Origin of the sequence: Winogradskyella immobilis, from assembly GCF_021887715.1 — a bacterium.
Taxonomy (GTDB): domain Bacteria; phylum Bacteroidota; class Bacteroidia; order Flavobacteriales; family Flavobacteriaceae; genus Winogradskyella; species Winogradskyella immobilis.
In genome coordinates this window covers 15,501-31,276 of sequence record NZ_JAIQXX010000011.1, presented here as the reverse complement: position 1 = coordinate 31,276, position 15,776 = coordinate 15,501, and the positions used below count along the sequence as shown (strand labels likewise).

The 15,776-nt window shown below is 30.7% G+C and carries 19 protein-coding genes; 11 read left to right on the top strand and 8 right to left on the bottom strand.

Annotated elements, in window-relative coordinates:
- The first annotated feature begins 69 nt into the window (after positions 1-69).
- Positions 70-828 (top strand): 5'-nucleotidase C-terminal domain-containing protein, encoded by a 759-nt coding sequence (locus tag K8Z87_RS09350; protein ID WP_227477237.1) that lies wholly within the window; start codon positions 70-72, stop codon positions 826-828.
- Positions 829-834: 6 nt separating this feature from the next.
- Entirely contained in the window at positions 835-1,746 is a 912-nt protein-coding gene (locus K8Z87_RS09345; protein ID WP_227477236.1) for a bifunctional metallophosphatase/5'-nucleotidase, read from the top strand.
- Between the two features lie 20 nt (positions 1,747-1,766).
- Here K8Z87_RS09345 and K8Z87_RS09340 read toward each other — a convergent pair whose 3' ends face one another.
- The 5 genes from K8Z87_RS09340 to K8Z87_RS09320 form a co-directional block, all read right to left on the bottom strand.
- Positions 1,767-2,501: a hypothetical protein gene (locus tag K8Z87_RS09340; protein WP_227477235.1), complete on the bottom strand. Its 735-nt coding sequence runs from the start codon at positions 2,499-2,501 to the stop codon at positions 1,767-1,769.
- Positions 2,502-2,665: 164 nt separating this feature from the next.
- Positions 2,666-4,660 carry an NAD-dependent DNA ligase LigA gene (gene ligA, locus K8Z87_RS09335; RefSeq protein WP_227477234.1) on the bottom strand — a complete coding sequence of 665 codons (1,995 nt, stop codon included), beginning with the start codon at positions 4,658-4,660 and terminating at the stop codon, positions 2,666-2,668.
- Positions 4,661-4,689: 29 nt separating this feature from the next.
- Positions 4,690-5,271, bottom strand: coding sequence for an LOG family protein (locus K8Z87_RS09330; RefSeq protein WP_227477233.1), 582 nt, complete (start codon positions 5,269-5,271; stop codon positions 4,690-4,692).
- Entirely contained in the window at positions 5,268-6,140 is an 873-nt protein-coding gene (gene prmC, locus K8Z87_RS09325) for a peptide chain release factor N(5)-glutamine methyltransferase (protein ID WP_227477232.1), read from the bottom strand. The genes K8Z87_RS09330 and prmC overlap by 4 nt, the downstream gene beginning before the upstream one ends.
- Before the next feature lie 10 nt (positions 6,141-6,150).
- Positions 6,151-6,642 (bottom strand): GNAT family N-acetyltransferase, encoded by a 492-nt coding sequence (locus K8Z87_RS09320; RefSeq protein ID WP_227477231.1) that lies wholly within the window; start codon positions 6,640-6,642, stop codon positions 6,151-6,153.
- A 60-nt stretch (positions 6,643-6,702) separates the two neighbouring features.
- Between K8Z87_RS09320 and K8Z87_RS09315 the strand changes: the two genes are divergently transcribed.
- From K8Z87_RS09315 to K8Z87_RS09290, 6 genes are all read left to right on the top strand, one after another.
- Positions 6,703-7,161 carry an LEA type 2 family protein gene (locus tag K8Z87_RS09315; protein ID WP_227477230.1) on the top strand — a complete coding sequence of 153 codons (459 nt, stop codon included), beginning with the start codon at positions 6,703-6,705 and terminating at the stop codon, positions 7,159-7,161.
- 1 nt (position 7,162) lies between these two features.
- Positions 7,163-8,170 carry a bifunctional diaminohydroxyphosphoribosylaminopyrimidine deaminase/5-amino-6-(5-phosphoribosylamino)uracil reductase RibD gene (gene ribD, locus K8Z87_RS09310; RefSeq protein WP_227477229.1) on the top strand — a complete coding sequence of 336 codons (1,008 nt, stop codon included), beginning with the start codon at positions 7,163-7,165 and terminating at the stop codon, positions 8,168-8,170.
- 134 nt (positions 8,171-8,304) lie between these two features.
- The gene (locus K8Z87_RS09305) at positions 8,305-8,862 is read left to right on the top strand and encodes a hypothetical protein (RefSeq protein ID WP_227477228.1); all 558 of its coding nucleotides are present in this window, start codon (positions 8,305-8,307) and stop codon (positions 8,860-8,862) included.
- A 59-nt stretch (positions 8,863-8,921) separates the two neighbouring features.
- The gene (locus tag K8Z87_RS09300; protein ID WP_227477227.1) at positions 8,922-9,503 is read left to right on the top strand and encodes a lysozyme inhibitor LprI family protein; all 582 of its coding nucleotides are present in this window, start codon (positions 8,922-8,924) and stop codon (positions 9,501-9,503) included.
- Positions 9,504-9,637: 134 nt separating this feature from the next.
- The gene (locus K8Z87_RS09295; protein WP_227477226.1) at positions 9,638-10,249 is read left to right on the top strand and encodes an HAD-IA family hydrolase; all 612 of its coding nucleotides are present in this window, start codon (positions 9,638-9,640) and stop codon (positions 10,247-10,249) included.
- Positions 10,249-10,860 carry an IMPACT family protein gene (locus K8Z87_RS09290; RefSeq protein ID WP_227477225.1) on the top strand — a complete coding sequence of 204 codons (612 nt, stop codon included), beginning with the start codon at positions 10,249-10,251 and terminating at the stop codon, positions 10,858-10,860. The genes K8Z87_RS09295 and K8Z87_RS09290 overlap by 1 nt, the downstream gene beginning before the upstream one ends.
- Here K8Z87_RS09290 and K8Z87_RS09285 read toward each other — a convergent pair.
- Positions 10,855-11,262, bottom strand: a complete 408-nt coding sequence (locus K8Z87_RS09285; protein WP_227477224.1) for an acyl-CoA thioesterase — start codon at positions 11,260-11,262, stop codon at positions 10,855-10,857. The two genes, K8Z87_RS09290 and K8Z87_RS09285, sit on opposite strands and share 6 nt — an antisense overlap.
- A 200-nt stretch (positions 11,263-11,462) precedes the next feature.
- Here K8Z87_RS09285 and dnaA point away from each other — a divergent pair, with 200 nt between their 5' ends.
- Genes dnaA through K8Z87_RS09270 form a run of 3 tightly spaced genes read left to right on the top strand, consistent with a single transcriptional unit; the run spans position 11,463 to position 14,104 of the window.
- Positions 11,463-12,890 (top strand): chromosomal replication initiator protein DnaA, encoded by a 1,428-nt coding sequence (dnaA, locus tag K8Z87_RS09280; RefSeq protein ID WP_227477223.1) that lies wholly within the window; start codon positions 11,463-11,465, stop codon positions 12,888-12,890.
- Between the two features lie 12 nt (positions 12,891-12,902).
- Positions 12,903-13,358, top strand: coding sequence for a low molecular weight protein-tyrosine-phosphatase (locus tag K8Z87_RS09275; RefSeq protein WP_227477222.1), 456 nt, complete (start codon positions 12,903-12,905; stop codon positions 13,356-13,358).
- A gap of 32 nt (positions 13,359-13,390) precedes the next feature.
- Entirely contained in the window at positions 13,391-14,104 is a 714-nt protein-coding gene (locus K8Z87_RS09270; RefSeq protein WP_227477221.1) for an SAM-dependent methyltransferase, read from the top strand.
- Here the strand turns inward: K8Z87_RS09270 and K8Z87_RS09265 are convergent.
- Both K8Z87_RS09265 and K8Z87_RS09260 read right to left on the bottom strand, forming a co-directional pair.
- Positions 14,101-14,760, bottom strand: a complete 660-nt coding sequence (locus tag K8Z87_RS09265) for a peptidoglycan-binding protein LysM (protein ID WP_227477220.1) — start codon at positions 14,758-14,760, stop codon at positions 14,101-14,103. The genes K8Z87_RS09270 and K8Z87_RS09265 overlap by 4 nt on opposite strands.
- Positions 14,761-14,867: 107 nt before the next feature.
- Positions 14,868-15,773: a DUF2279 domain-containing protein gene (locus K8Z87_RS09260; RefSeq protein ID WP_227477219.1), complete on the bottom strand. Its 906-nt coding sequence runs from the start codon at positions 15,771-15,773 to the stop codon at positions 14,868-14,870.
- Between the last annotated feature and the right edge of the window lie 3 nt (positions 15,774-15,776).

Below are 15,776 nucleotides of genomic sequence, written 5' to 3'. Positions count from 1 at the left end.
TACCTTTAACCTTTGTGCAAATTTAACAAAATACGCGCACTATATTGTTAACAAATCATAACTTATTGGATGAAGTTAAGACATCTTCTTTTGTGGTCTGCCTTAGGTTTTATTTTATCGTGTAAAAACGAAGTACATTTAAATAAAATAGAAGGGCAACGCATTTCTATTAGTGATAGTATTGAAAGTAAAACAGATATAGAAGCTTTTATAAAACCCTTTAGAGAACGTGTTACTAAAGATTTAGATAACGTTCTTGCCTATGCATCTGACACTTATTCTAAAACTGATGGAGAACTAAACACTGCTATAGGTAATTTTATGGCTGATGCTGTCTATTTAGAAAGCAATCCTATTTTTAAAAAACGAACTGGCAACTCTATAGATATGGTTTTGTTAAACCATGGTGGTATACGTGCTATTATTTCTAAAGGAAATATCTCTGCAAGAACTGCTTATGAAATTATGCCTTTTGATAATGAAGTAGTTATAATAGCAATGAAAGGTATTAAGGTAAAAGAGTTGATTCGCTTTTTAGCTGAAAGAAAAAGGGCGCATCCAATTTCTAAACTTAAGCTTACACTCGATCAAGACTACAATATTTCTGAAGCTTCTATCAATGGTAAATCTATAGACGATTCAAAAACCTATTATGTGGCTACTAGTGATTTTTTATATGAAGGTGGTGATCGAATGACCTTTTTTAAACCTAATGAAGGTGTTGAAAACTTAGATTATAAACTTAGAAATTTATTTATAGATCATTTTAAAAAAATTGACACGCTTAGTCCAACTATAGATAATCGATTTACTCGTTTAAAGAAATAAATCTATATGAAACGTAGAACATTTTTACAACAAACAACAGCTGCCGGTACGTTAATTGGTCTAGGCGGATTAACCTTGTCTTCATTTAGTGCAAAAACAAAAAAAATAACAATTCTGCATACAAACGACGTTCATAGTCATATTGATCCTTTTGGCCCAAATGATGGTCGTAATGCAAACAAAGGAGGAGTCGCTAGGCGTGCTACTCTTATAGAAAATGTAAGAAGAGAAAATTCGAATACCTTATTATTAGATGCTGGTGATATTTTTCAAGGAACTCCATACTTCAATTATTATGGGGGCGAACTAGAATTTAAGTTAATGAGTATGTTAAAATACGATTTAGCAACTATAGGCAACCATGATTTTGACAATAGTATTGATGGATTATATGCGCAATTACCAAACGCAAAATTCGATTTTGTAAATGCTAATTATGATTTCTCAAATACCGTTTTAGATACACATATTAAACCTTATAAGATTTTTATAAAGGATGGCATTAAAATAGGCATATTTGGTTTAGGGATTGAATTAGAAGGTTTAGTCAATAAAAAAATGTATAAAGAGACAGTCTATTTAGATCCTATAGAAAAAGCCCAAGACATGTCTAGAATTCTAAAAGAAGATGAACAATGTGACTTAATTATTTGTCTTTCGCATTTAGGATATAATTATAAAAACAGTCCTAATAAAGTTAGCGATTTAGTATTGGCAAGAAAAACAAAAGATATAGACTTAATTATAGGTGGTCATACCCATACATTTTTAAAAAAACCAACTATAGAGCGTAATAGTAATAATGAAAATGTACTGATTAACCAAGTAGGTTGCTATGGTTTATATGTTGGTAGAATCGACTTTTATTTTGAGTCTGGAAAAGAAAAAATTGCAAATAGCAGAACTATTATCGTATAATTACAGTTTTCAATTAAAATTCAGGAAGTTAGGCCTTCATTAAAATAATCTTCTACTGAACCTACATGATCTAATTTAGACTGTAAATAAAAGAATGTAAATGCTAATACTAAAAATATCGAATAAATAGCACCTAAATCATTTGTATGTGAAATATAATAGTAGGCAAGTTGAATCATTTCAGAAAAGAAAATAAAAATAGAACCTACTAAAAATAACATTGACTTATTATCATCTCTATTCATATAATGAATCAATGAAACAGATAATAACAACATTACTATTGCATTGTAAGTAAACTCAAGAATATACTGAGCCAAGCTTAAAACACTACTAGCAGTATCTGTTACTAAAGTTACACAAAACACATTAAGTATTATTAATATAACAATTGTTATTGTAAACCGTGATAAGATCTTTTTAAAGTTCATCTCTTTAACAACCAATGCTATTAAAAAGGTATAAGAAAGCATATATAATAGATTAGTGAGGTAGTATCCGTAGTCTACAGTATTTTCTTCATAAGGTAAAAACCAGCTTATAAACGAATAAAAATGTGCAATTGAAAATATAAGCAAAAAAGAAAAGAACAGTCGCTCTTTAATTTTAGTAACTCTACAATATAAAACCATTAATAACACAAACATAAAAGCACTTACCCCAGAAGCTTCAATTGCATACTCTAACGCTTCTAAGGCAACAAAACTGATGCCTAACACTATTAAAATGATTTTAATTATTCTATTGATTATCATTGGTTATTGAATTATTAGCTCAACAAACATATAAAAAAAATACTATTAAACGAATAAAAATGCATTTAATCGATGAAATGCATTTTTTTTGTAAGAAAAAGTATTGAAAATAAATTATAAAGAAGAGTACTATAACGTTTTATTAAGGAATTCTTATATCTATATTAAGATAGTTTTGATAAAAACTCTTGTTCTGATATAATTGGAATGTTTAAATCCTCAGCTTTAGTTCGTTTACTTGGGCCCATTTTATCTCCAGCCACTAAACAAGTAGTTTTTGACGATATAGATGATCCCACTCTACCTCCATTATCTTCTATCAGTTTTTTAAGTTCATTACGAGAAATACTTTCAAAAACACCAGAAACAACATAAATTTCACCTTTGAGTTTTTCGGTTTGATTGGCTAGTTTTTCTGACGATATTTCTAATTGAACCCCAAAATCCTTTAAACGTTCTACTATTTGTCTGTTCTGTTCTACACTAAAAAATTCTACAACGCTCTCAGCAATACGTTCACCGATTTCATCAACCTCCGTTAAATCATATATAGAAGCATACATTAAAGCATCAATAGTTTTGTAATGCTTTGCTAGTTTTTTAGCTACGGTTTCTCCAACATATCTAATGCCTAATGCAAATAAAACACGTTCAAAAGGAATTTGTTTAGACGCTTCAATACCTTTAATTAAATTCTCAGCACTTTTCTCAGCCATTCGTTCTAATGGCAATACCTGTTCTTTTGTTAACTGATACAAGTCTGCGTAATTAACAATTAAGGCCGCATTAACTAAAAGAGCTACGGTCTCACCTCCTAAACCATCTATATCCATCGCCTTACGAGATATATAATGTTGTATTCTTCCTATTACTTGAGGATTACAACCACTATAATTAGGGCAGTAATGTTTGGCTTCACCTTCAATACGCTGTAAAGGTGTTTCGCACTCAGGGCAATTGGTTATATAATCTGTTTTTATTGAATCTATTGGACGTTTTGCAAAATCTACAGCAATAATTTTGGGGATAATTTCTCCGCCTTTTTCTACAAAAACTTCATCACCTTCACGGATGTCTAATTTTTCAATCTGATCTGCGTTATGTAAAGATGCGCGTTTAACCGTAGTACCAGCCAATTGTACAGGCTCTAAATTTGCTACTGGAGTTATAGCTCCTGTCCTACCAACTTGATACGTAATTTCATTAAGGCGTGTAGAGACTTGTTCTGCCTTAAACTTATACGCCATAGCCCAACGCGGAGCTTTAGCTGTATAACCTAACTCGTCTTGTTGGTATAAATTATTTACTTTAACTACAACTCCATCGGTTTCATAGGGTAAATCATGACGTGCTTTATCCCAATGCTGTATAAACTGAAATACTTCATCAATGGATTGGCATAACTTAGCTGCTTTTGGCACTTTAAATCCCATTTGTCGCGCAAATTCTAAGCCTTCAAATTGAGTTTCAAATGGTAAATTATTTGCTTTTAAATTATATAACAAACACTCTAAAGGTCGTTTAGCCGTTTCTGAGCTATCTTGAAGTTTTAAACTCCCAGAAGCTGTATTTCTTGGATTACGATAAGGTTCTTCTCCATTAACAATACGCTCTTCATTCATTTTATTGAATCCATCAAATGGCAAAACAATTTCACCTCTAATATCAAAGCGGTCTGGATAATTACCTTTTAATTGTAATGGCACCGTATTAATGGTTTTAATATTAGTCGTCACTTCGTCTCCCTGTATACCGTCGCCACGTGTTACTGCTCTTAACAAGTTGCCTTTCTCATAAGTTAGGCTAATAGACGCACCATCATATTTTAGTTCGCAAGTATAATTTACATCTCCGTCCACTAGTTTTTTAATTCTAGTTTCCCAATCTTGCAAATCTTCTAATGAATACGAATTATCTAAAGAATACATTCTATAATCATGTACAACCGTTTTAAAGTTTTTTGTAACTGCACCACCAACACGTAATGTTGGGGAATTAGAATCATAAAATTCTGGATGTTCAGATTCTAAAGCTTGAAGTTCTTTTAATTTAATATCAAACTCGTAATCGCTAATTGTTGGATTATCGAGTATGTAATAATTATAATTATGCTCACGAAGCGCTTCGCGTAGCGTATTTATTTTTTGTTCTGTTGTCATTGAATCTGCTACTAATTCACAAAATTATTTTATAATCTTTCCTTATTCAACCATTTTGGAGCTGGTAAAGGTGTATAAGTATTCATTTTATCTAACAAACCATCAATAGTATAATCTACTATAATAGCATCTAAATTTTCTTGCTTTAAAAATCCACGAGATACCATCATTTTACACTGATCAATTAACGCATCGTAATAACCATTAATGTTTAAAATACCTATGGGTTTAGTGTGAAGCCCTAATTGTCCCCAAGTTGCAATTTCAAACAACTCATCCATAGTACCAAAACCACCTGGAATAATTATGAATCCATCACTTTTATCGTACATAATCACTTTACGATCATGCATAGTTTCAGTGGTAATTAATTCATCTATTTGAGTATCAATAATTTCTTTTGTGCTTAAAAAATGTGGTACTACTCCTATTACTTCACCTCCATTTTCTTTAACCGCTTTAGAAACTACTCCCATAATTCCAATTTTTGCAGCACCATAAATCAATGCAATATTACGTGCTGCTAATGTTTTACCTAAAACTGATGCTTCATTAATAATTATAGAATCATTTCCTTCACTACTTCCACAAAACACTGCTATACTTTTCAAATTTTCTGTTTTTTAATGCCTTTAATTATTCTATCGTTATCGTAAATATCTTTCCTCAATTCTATATGATCAAAATTATAATGGGCTAATAATTCTAACATTTCTTTGCCAAGGTACTGGTTAATTTCAAAAAACAACTTGCCATTTGGTTTCAATTTATTAACAGCCAGTTTACAAATAGCATCGTAAAATAATAGTGGATTATTATCTTCTACAAATAGAGCCAAATGTGGTTCATTATCTATAACATTTGGTTTTATCTGATATTTCTCTAATTCTCGAACATATGGCGGGTTAGACACTATAATATCAAAAGCTAAAGCTTGTTCAGATATAAAATGTATTTGCTCTAGAATATTACTTTTAATAAACTCAACATTTACTGCATTTAAATCTGCATTAGTTTTAGCGATTTGCAATGCTTCTTCACTAACATCTAAAGCATATACTTTAGAATTAGGTAAGTTTTTTGCCAAGCTAATAGCAATGCAACCACTACCTGTACCAATATCTAATATAGTAATTGGCTGATTTATAGTTTTAGTTGTTTTAAGTATCCAATCAACAAGTTCTTCAGTTTCTGGTCTTGGTATTAAAACATTAGAGTTCACTTTAAATTTTAGTTCATAAAACTCAGTTTCTCCTATAATATATTGAATTGGTTTTTGAAGCTTTAAATCTTCTAAAGCCAAAAATAGTAACTGTTGTTGATTTTCGTCTATACTATAATGGGGTTCTAACACCAGTTGTATACGAGTAAAATTAAAGTAATGCTCGGTAAGCATAAAGAAAAAACGATCTACTTCATTTTTATTATATAAAGTATCTAAGGCAGAATGAAATGTATTTTGAATGGCTTTGAGTTTCAATAGTCGAAATTTATAAATCTTTAATCATCCAAACTGAACATTGATAATGTCCTGTATCTCCCATTGGTTCATCTATTGAAGTAAACCCAACTTTTCTATACAATTTGCGAGCATTATCCATATAAGGCATGGTTTCTAAATAACATTTTTCAAAACCTGTTGATTTTGCAAAATCAAGGCATTTTTCCATCATTTCACTTCCTAAACCAATACCTCTAGCTTCAGGTTTAAAATACATTTTTTGAAGTTCGCAAACATTGCCATCGTAATTATCTAATTGAGAAATACCAGCACCACCATAAATATTGTTTCCTGATGCAATTACAAAGAATTTTTTTCGATCTCCAGAATACGTTTCTGTCATTATATCTAAAGCCTCATCTGCATACGTAGTTCCAATTTTTGGAACTCCAAATTCTAACAAAACTTCTCTAATTGCTGCTGCAATTTTAGGATTGTCTTGTTGTTGAATTTCTCTAATAAGCATATTATTTTTGCTCATTTTATTATCTTACTTTTATAGCTTTATTTTCGGTATCAAGATACATATAATTCAATTTTAATGACAAAAAGACTTTTTTTATTTTTAACTGTTTTTGCACTATTTTTTAACTGTACATTTACTGAAACGCCAGAATATACAGGTCTTCAAAATATTAAAGTTTTAAGTGTCGATAACAAAACAATTACCGTAAGTGCAGATGCGCATTTTAATAACCCAAATGATGTTGGAGGTCAACTCCAAGCTAAAGATTTAAAACTTTACGTTAACGATTCTGAAGTTGCTCTGATCAATTCTAAACCTTTTGATGTCCCTTCTAAAGAGCGTTTTACTATTCCGTTGACCGTAAAAGTTGAGACCAATAAAATTATAGACAAAAAAAGTTTAAATGGTTTACTGAGTAGTATTATTGCTCAGAAAATAGAGATTCAATATAAAGGAAAAATCAATTACACTATCCTTGGTTACAGTTCTACATATGCAGTTGATGAGACACAGAACATTAAATTAAAATTATAGCTTGAATATTGATGAAGTTTATATAAAACGTTGCATACAAATTGCCAAGAACGGATTGGGAACAACGCGCCCAAACCCAATGGTTGGTGCTATTATTGTTTTTAAAGATAAAATTATTGGAGAAGGCTTTACAAGTGCATATGGTGGCTCTCATGCTGAAGTTAATGCTATAAAAAGCGTAACTAACAAACACCTGTTATCTAAAGCAACATTATATGTAACTCTAGAACCTTGCAGTCATTACGGAAAAACACCTCCATGTAGCGATTTAATTATTGAACATAATATCCCTAATGTAGTTATTGGCTGTGTTGATGATAACCCTGAAGTTGCAGGAAAAGGAATTAGAAGACTTAAAGCTGCCGGATGCAATGTTACTGTTGGTGTTTTAGAAGCTGAATGCAAAGCACACCATAAACGTTTTTTTACTTTTCATAATAGAAAGCGTCCTTATGTTATTTTAAAATGGGCCGAAACTTCTAATGGCTTTATCTCGCCTAAAACAAAAGCAAAAAAAGCACCCGTTTGGATTACTAATTTGTACTCAAGGCAATTAGCACATAAATGGAGAGCTGAAGAACAATCTATTTTAGTAGGCACCAATACTGTTTTAGAAGATAATCCTAGTTTAACCGTTAGAGATTGGACTGGCGAACATCCAACACGTATTGTTATTGATAGACAATCAAAATTATCGTCAAATCATAATATCTTTAATGATAAATCAAAAACCATAACCTTAGATAATTTTATTTTACCACAACCTAAAGACATAGCACAACGCATATGTACTGAATTGTACAAAAACAATATCAATTCTGTAATTATTGAAGGTGGTTTGCAAACACTTCAAACCTTTATTAACGAAAACTTGTGGGATGAAGCTTATGTTTTTAAAGGAGTGTTAACTTTTAATGATGGCATTAAAGCACCTGAGTTTTCAGGGAATTTAATTTCTGAAAAACGAATTGCAAACGATACTTTAAAACATTATGAGAATAATTCTTAATTTGAAATTCATTTCGTATAATAGCAATTGCCAGTAATGTAATGAAACACCTAATCTACATATTTACTATTTTGATTTTATTGTTTTCTTGTTCTCAATATAAAAAGAAAAAAATTGAATCTAAAATTGCTGAAATGAAATTGAATAAGCAGTATTTTGATTTGACAAAAGAATCGAATGCCACGTTAAACGATTGGGTAAATTATTACCAAAATTCTGAACCTAATTTTTCTCTGAATAAATTTGAATTTAAATCAAACGACACTTTGCAAATAATACAAGGAAATATATTTGGCATATTTGACTCAAACTTTGACCAAATCTATTCTGATTTCTTAATTTATAAAAATGACAAAGAAAAATACATAGATTTTGACAGCTATAGTTGGGTTTTGAACGAAAAGAAAGAAATACTGTTTTCACCAGACCAAGAAATCAACGTTGTCGATATTAAAAATAAAACTATTAATAGAATAGCATTTCGCGGACCTTCACAATGGGTTGAAAATATATTTTGGCAGAATGATTCAACAGTGGTACTTTTAGAAAACAATCACGAAAAACAACCAACTATTACTAAAATTAATTTAGCAAAAAAAACGATTAGGACTTTTATTTATCAAAATCATTTGACTTTTGTAAGCGAACATTCAAAATGGAGATTTGACAAGTTGGGATTGAAGTATAAATAAAAAACTACTAGCAATAACATGGATAAAACATAACTAGTAAGTGCTAAATCGAAAAGTTTATGCTTATTTACGAAAACCATTATAGTAAACTTCAACAAATGAAAATCTATTTACCATTAGCTTTATTTTTATTAATTATATCATTCTCTTTTGGACAACGAGAAATTAGTGAATCTGAGTTAATAACAATTCATTCTCAAATCGAAAAAGATGCTGTAAAATTGAGAGACTCTCTTACTATAAATAAAGATGAATTCACAACTAAATATGGGATTGAAATAAAGGTAGATATATTTAAAGTTAAAGAACTGAGAAAACGAAAAATTGAAATCAATTGGTCTTCTAAAGGTATGTCTAACGCTGTTTACGAAGAAGAAAAAAACTATGACAAACTATTGAATAAATATTATTCTATTCTTAAAAGTAAATTATCGGTTGAAGATGGAAAAACTCTTGCTGAATCACAAAGAAACTGGATTAAATTCCGTGACACTGAGAGAAAGTTAAGCTCTATAATTAGTAATGAGAAATACTCTGGAGGTGGAACTATTCAATCTAACATTAGAGCTGGAAAATTCTGTGAAATAACAGAGCAACGACTACTAGAAATTATTAGTTATATAAATAGAATCATTGAATAAAAATCTTCTACAACACCATATAAACTCAATTTGAGTTTTGGTTCTAGCTCAAAGTTCTGTACATTTAACTTCTTAAGTTTTGGTTCTAAAAACATCCAATTTCCTTTCCAAACTGACACCTATATAAACCTGCTATGATTAAAACTTTAATTTTCGATTTTGGCGATGTATTTATCAATTTAGATAAAGGTGGAGCAATGAAAAATGCTTTACAGCTTTTTAAAATGGATACTTTTGAAGATGATATGATTGAAACAAATATTCAATACGAAATCGGAAAAATATCTACATCACAGTTTCTAGATTTTTACACTCATAAATTCCCTGAATTAAATCGAGACAGCATTATAGATGCGTGGAATTATATTATTAAAGATTTTCCGAAGTATCGATTAGAATTTATACAAAAATTAGCTTCAAAAAAAAACTATCAACTTATACTATTAAGTAATACAAATGACCTTCATATAAATTATATAAAGCAAAATGTTCCGTTTTATAATGATTTTAAAATGTGTTTTGACGCCTTCTATCTCTCACAAGACATTCATCTTAGAAAACCTAATGCTGATATTTTTCAGTTTGTTTTAAAGGAGAATCATTTAGTAGCTAAAGATTGTTTATTTATTGATGATACAAAACCTAATACAGATACTGCAAAACAATTAGGCTTTAATGTTTGGAATATTGATGAAACCAAAGAAGATGTTATTTATCTCTTCAAAACCAAAGCACATCTTTTTTAATGGAAATTAAGGATACTTATAATACTATTGAATCACCGAGTGAAGCTGTTTTATTTAAAGATAAGAACAGTAAGTTTTGGGGTTATGCATTTCCTATACAAGAAGAAAACGATATAAAACAACGCCTAGAAGATTTAAAGAAAGATCATCATTCTGCTCGTCATTGGTGCTATGCCTATCAATTAGGAACTGATAAAAACATAAAATTTAGAGCTAACGATGATGGAGAACCTAATAATAGTGCAGGCGCACCTATTTATGGACAAATACAATCGTTTAAAGTCACCAATGTTTTAATTGTTGTAGTACGTTATTTCGGTGGAGTAAAATTAGGAGTAGGAGGATTAATCAATGCTTATAGAGCTTCTGCTCAATTGGCTTTAGAACAATCTAAAATTATAGAGCGCACTATAAATTCTAAGTTTTTAATTGCTTTTGAATATAAAAACATGAATACTGTAATGCGAATCATTAAAGAAAAAAAACTTGATATTATTAATCAAGAATTAGAGCTGAGTTGTGGTATTACAATTTCAGTTAGAAAAAGTAATGCTTCTTCTATTTTTGAAATTTTTAATGCACTACACCAAATTTCAATTAAAGAATTATAATGAGTTATCTTCAAGTTTGTCTAAAAGGTATTTTGGGCACCTTGTAGGCCTTTTCCTAGCCATATCTATAAAAGCTAAAACTGTATTTCCTGTAGCGAGTATATCTCCAGATTCGTGCACTAATTCGTAATCAAATTCTATAGTTGCTCTAGGCAGCTTCTTTATAGTTGTTTTCACTTTTAAAACATCATCATAGCATGCAGAGTTTTTGTAATTAATTGATAATGAAATTACAGGTAACATGATGCCGCTTTCTTCCATAGATTTGTAAGTAATTCCGTATTGTCTTAACCACTCAGTTCTTCCTACTTCAAAATAACTTGCATAATTTGCATGATAAACAACACCCATTTGGTCCGTCTCACCATAACGTACTCGTATTTCTGTTTCATTTTTATTCATATATTACTCGCAGATTAGATAAAAAAATTGTAATTTCATCGAAGATTTAAACATGCATAAAAATTTCTTAAAATTCTAATCGTTTTCATTTTTTTTTTAAGAATTTTGTTCACATATTTGTCTGGTAGAAAAATCACAAGGAGAATTTCAACGTCTCCTTTTTTTTACAATAACTAACAACTAAAAATTTTAATCTAACTATGGATGTAACCGCTCAATCGGTCTGGAGCAATTGTCTCTCTTTTATAAAAGATAATATTCAACCCCAAGCCTACAAAACATGGTTTGAACCCATCGTAGCGGTTAAGTTTTCTAATAATGCTTTAAGTATTCAAGTGCCTAGTAAATTCTTTTATGAATGGCTAGAAGAGCATTACGTTAAAATTTTAAAAGTTGCTTTAACTAAAGAGCTCGGTGAAGATGCTAAATTGGTTTACGTTATTAAAATGGAGAACACCTATGGTAACAAACAACCTTTTACAGAAAAAATACCTAGTGCCAACAGAAGTACTGTAAAGTCACAAAATGTTGATGTTCCTTTCAATAATAAAAATCCTGAATTAAGAAATCCATTCATCATTCCTGGAATTAGAAATGTAAAAATTGAATCTCAACTTAATCCTAGTTATACGTTTGAAAACTTTTTAGAAGGAGACTCAAATCGTTTGGCTCGTAATGCTGGTATTGCTGTAGCAAATAAACCTGGTGGCACTTCTTTTAATCCGCTTTTAATATTTGGTGGTGTTGGTTTAGGTAAAACACATTTAGCGCATGCTATTGGTGTTGATATTAAAGATAAATACCCTGAGAAAACAGTTTTATATATATCTGCTGAAAAATTTACGCAACAGTATATCGATTCTGTAAAAAAGAATAACAGAAATGATTTTATTCATTTCTATCAGATTATTGATGTTTTAATCATTGATGATGCACAATTCTTCTCTGGTAAAACAGGAACACAAGATGTATTTTTCCATATTTTCAATCATTTACATCAAAACGGAAAGCAAGTTATTTTAACTAGTGATAAAGCTCCTGTTGACATGCAAGATATTGAGCAACGTTTATTATCGCGTTTTAAATGGGGATTATCTGCAGAGTTACAAAGTCCAGATTTTGAAACTCGTGTTTCAATACTTAAAAACAAACTCTATAGAGATGGTGTTGAAATGCCAGAAGATATTATAGAGTATGTAGCTAAACATATAAAATCTAATGTTAGAGAATTAGAAGGAGCTATTATTTCTTTAATCGCTCAATCGTCTTTTAACAAAAAAGAGATAACACTTAATCTCGCCAAAGATATTGTTGAAAAGTTTGTAAAGAATACAAAACGCGAAGTTTCTATCGATTACATTCAGAAAGTCGTTTCAGATTATTTTCAGATGGATGTTGGTACTTTACAGTCTAAAACACGTAAACGCCATATTGTACAGGCAAGACAATTAGCTATGTTCTTTGCTAAAAAGTACACTAAAGCATCTTTAGCAAGTATTGGCTCTCAAATAGGACAGCGCGATCATGCTACAGTATTACATGCTTGCAAAACTGTAGACAATTTATCTTCTACAGATAAGCAATTTAGAAAATATGTAGATGATTTAGCTAAAAAACTCTCTTTATAACGCTTATATTTCATGACTAAAATTCTAATGGTTTGCTTAGGAAACATTTGTCGTTCTCCATTAGCTCATGGTATTTTAGAATCTAAATTAAATCTTGAAAACTTTTATGTGGATTCAGCAGGTACAGCAGCATATCATGTTGGCGAACAACCTGATCCTAGATCTATTACTATTGCTAATAGTCATGGTTTAGATATTAGTGATCAATCTGCTAGGCAATTTAAAGTTGAAGATTTTGATTGTTTCGATATTATATATGCTATGGACCAATCTAACTATAGTAATATTATAGCTTTAGCAAGAAATAATACTGATATAGGAAAAGTAAAACTTATACTTGAAGTTAATTCCTCTTTATCAAACAAAAACGTACCTGATCCTTATTATGGAGGAGATTCAGGTTTTAGTAATGTTTTTAATATGCTTGAAGATACTTGTCAAATAATCGCTAAAGAATTGCAAAGCTAAATTGTAATTACGGTTTTAATTACCTTTGAATTATGGAGAAAAAAGGCATCTTATACCTCATCCCTACTCGACTTGGAGATAATCCTCCTTTAGAGGTTTTACCTATTTCTATTAAAAAGGTGATAGAACAGCTTGATGATTATATTGTAGAAAATGAAAAAACGGCGCGTCGTTTTATAAAACGCATCACTCCAAGTAAATCTCAATCTGCATTACGTCTAAAAACACTGAACAAATATACCCAAGAGAATGAGCTTAATTCTTTTTTAGAACCTTGCCATAATGGGCTATCTATGGGTTTATTATCTGAAGCTGGCTGTCCTGCAATTGCAGATCCTGGATCTGATATTGTGAGTATAGCGCATGAGAATAATATTAAAGTTGTGCCAATTGTTGGTCCTTCTTCTATTATACTAGCACTTATGAGCTCTGGTATGAATGGGCAGAGTTTTACCTTTAATGGATATCTTCCTATTGACAAACACGAACGTAAATCTAGTATTAAAGCTTTAGAAAAACGTTCTTACGAATTAAACCAATCGCAATTATTTATAGAAACTCCATATCGGAATAATCAAATGCTAAAAGATTTAGTGACTTCGCTGCACAAAAACACGAGATTGTGTGTAGCATGTGATTTAACGTTACCTACTGAGTATATAAAAACTAAAACTGCTTTAGAATGGAAATCTAACACTGAAGATTTTCATAAAAGACCAGCAATTTTTATTATTCACAAAGACTAAATGCTCACTTTTGCTTTTCTATCAGCTTCAATAAAAGACGTATTGTAGCCAGAAAAACGTTTCATGTAGTAACTTACTGTAGTACCAAAACCATCAGCAAAGTTATTCTCACCATAGCTTCTTAAAAACTTTTTAACGCTTCCTGCTCCTGCTAAATGTGCAGCTGCAAGCATACCAGACTCAGTAACTTCAATTCCTGCAATGGTTTTACCAACAAAACGACTAATATCTTTTCGTAAAATCCATTTATTACGTTGAGAATATGCTATAAATGCTTTCTCTTGAAGCTCTGGGTTTGCTAAAAATTGATTTGGATTATAAACACCAATCATTTTTAAAGTTTCTTTACCAAATTGATATTTACCTAAATACCCAAAAGTATTTACCGTAAAATAATTGCCTTGAGATTCTTTAAATGCTAAGGCTTCTTTAAAACCTTCAAAAGATTTGCCTAAATAAGGTGTAAAAACAACTTCTTCTTTTTGCTCTGCTACCGGTTCTACCATTGCAACATCGCTTGAAATATTAAAGTCTAGTTCTAGTCCCTCAGTAGAATACTTTTGAGGGTCTAAAGTAGTATCAGGATAAAGGGCTAATGCAACTAAAAAACATATTGCAAAAGGAACGACTAAATTATGTATGATTTTTGTTCTCATAACTACTAATTTTTATGCAAAACTCTGTTCCTGTTTATGGTCTTGCAAAATTCGCTGCAAATATACGGCAAAAAAAAAGTTATTGACAACCCTTCGACAAAAGTCGCCTAAAAGTAGATATAATGCAGCCTAAAGCCATTTTTACCGTTGTACTCCAAGGTCGGCATAGGTACTTTAATCGTATTAAAAACGCTAAATATCGATTTTAAGATGTGAGAATTTGTTTTTATTCGGGTTAAATCTATGTCAAAACTTAAGTAATATTGCCGATACGGGTTTTGATTGGGAAAATCTTCATTATCTCTGTTTGATGAAAGCAATCCTTCACCACCAAATCCTGCTGCTATATTTAACCAATCTGGTAAAAATTCAGTTTTAAAAAATGAATTAACATTAAAACTTAACCAATAGGTTTGCCCGTTATAATCTTTCAAAAATTCTTCAGTTAAACCATCTCCTAGTATACTTGGGTTTTGACTTGCAAATTCAGTTCTATTAAATGAATATTTTAATGATATCCGTTGTTCATCCCATAATAACTCTTGACCAACATATAATGCTGTACCCGATACGTTAGCTAACATATCTCCCCATGAAAATCCCCATTCTGCAGAAAATCCATCAAAAACCTCAACAGCAGTTAAAAACCCTAATCCTAATGTAGAACCATATAAAAGTTGATCTTTTTTTGAAACTCCTGCCCAATTGAGTGTATTGGCTCCTAAACGACCTAATTGGTACGATGAAAAAACATGCCCATATTTATCAATTTGTAACCAGTCGCTATTATCATTATTAAATTGAAAACTAGAACGCTCAAAATCAGCATACCATAACTGATCTAAACCAACTAGTGTTACTGCTGCTATAGATGCTTCTGCAATAACTATAGTATTTCGTCTTGGTTTATTTAAAGTATCGCTAGGAGTTAAAAATGTATTGAGTTTGGATTGTGCTTGTAAGCCAGATGCTACAACTAAGCCAAAACTTATATAAAGAAATATGATTCTCAAATT

Excerpts from the sequence above, each read along its gene's own strand:
- K8Z87_RS09320 (WP_227477231.1), bottom strand. The coding sequence starts at position 6,642 with ATGAGCAAAAATAATATGCTTATTAGAGAAATTCAACAACAAGACAAT.
- K8Z87_RS09305 (WP_227477228.1), top strand. The coding sequence starts at position 8,305 with ATGAAATTGAATAAGCAGTATTTTGATTTGACAAAAGAATCGAATGCC.
- K8Z87_RS09295 (WP_227477226.1), top strand. The coding sequence starts at position 9,638 with ATGATTAAAACTTTAATTTTCGATTTTGGCGATGTATTTATCAATTTA.
- K8Z87_RS09275 (WP_227477222.1), top strand. The coding sequence starts at position 12,903 with ATGACTAAAATTCTAATGGTTTGCTTAGGAAACATTTGTCGTTCTCCA.
- K8Z87_RS09270 (WP_227477221.1), top strand. The coding sequence starts at position 13,391 with ATGGAGAAAAAAGGCATCTTATACCTCATCCCTACTCGACTTGGAGAT.
- K8Z87_RS09265 (WP_227477220.1), bottom strand. The coding sequence starts at position 14,760 with ATGAGAACAAAAATCATACATAATTTAGTCGTTCCTTTTGCAATATGT.
- ligA (WP_227477234.1), bottom strand. The coding sequence starts at position 4,660 with ATGACAACAGAACAAAAAATAAATACGCTACGCGAAGCGCTTCGTGAG.
- K8Z87_RS09300 (WP_227477227.1), top strand. The coding sequence starts at position 8,922 with ATGCTTATTTACGAAAACCATTATAGTAAACTTCAACAAATGAAAATC.
- K8Z87_RS09345 (WP_227477236.1), top strand. The coding sequence starts at position 835 with ATGAAACGTAGAACATTTTTACAACAAACAACAGCTGCCGGTACGTTA.
- K8Z87_RS09340 (WP_227477235.1), bottom strand. The coding sequence starts at position 2,501 with ATGATAATCAATAGAATAATTAAAATCATTTTAATAGTGTTAGGCATC.
- K8Z87_RS09315 (WP_227477230.1), top strand. The coding sequence starts at position 6,703 with ATGACAAAAAGACTTTTTTTATTTTTAACTGTTTTTGCACTATTTTTT.
- K8Z87_RS09350 (WP_227477237.1), top strand. The coding sequence starts at position 70 with ATGAAGTTAAGACATCTTCTTTTGTGGTCTGCCTTAGGTTTTATTTTA.
- K8Z87_RS09290 (WP_227477225.1), top strand. The coding sequence starts at position 10,249 with ATGGAAATTAAGGATACTTATAATACTATTGAATCACCGAGTGAAGCT.
- dnaA (WP_227477223.1), top strand. The coding sequence starts at position 11,463 with ATGGATGTAACCGCTCAATCGGTCTGGAGCAATTGTCTCTCTTTTATA.
- K8Z87_RS09285 (WP_227477224.1), bottom strand. The coding sequence starts at position 11,262 with ATGAATAAAAATGAAACAGAAATACGAGTACGTTATGGTGAGACGGAC.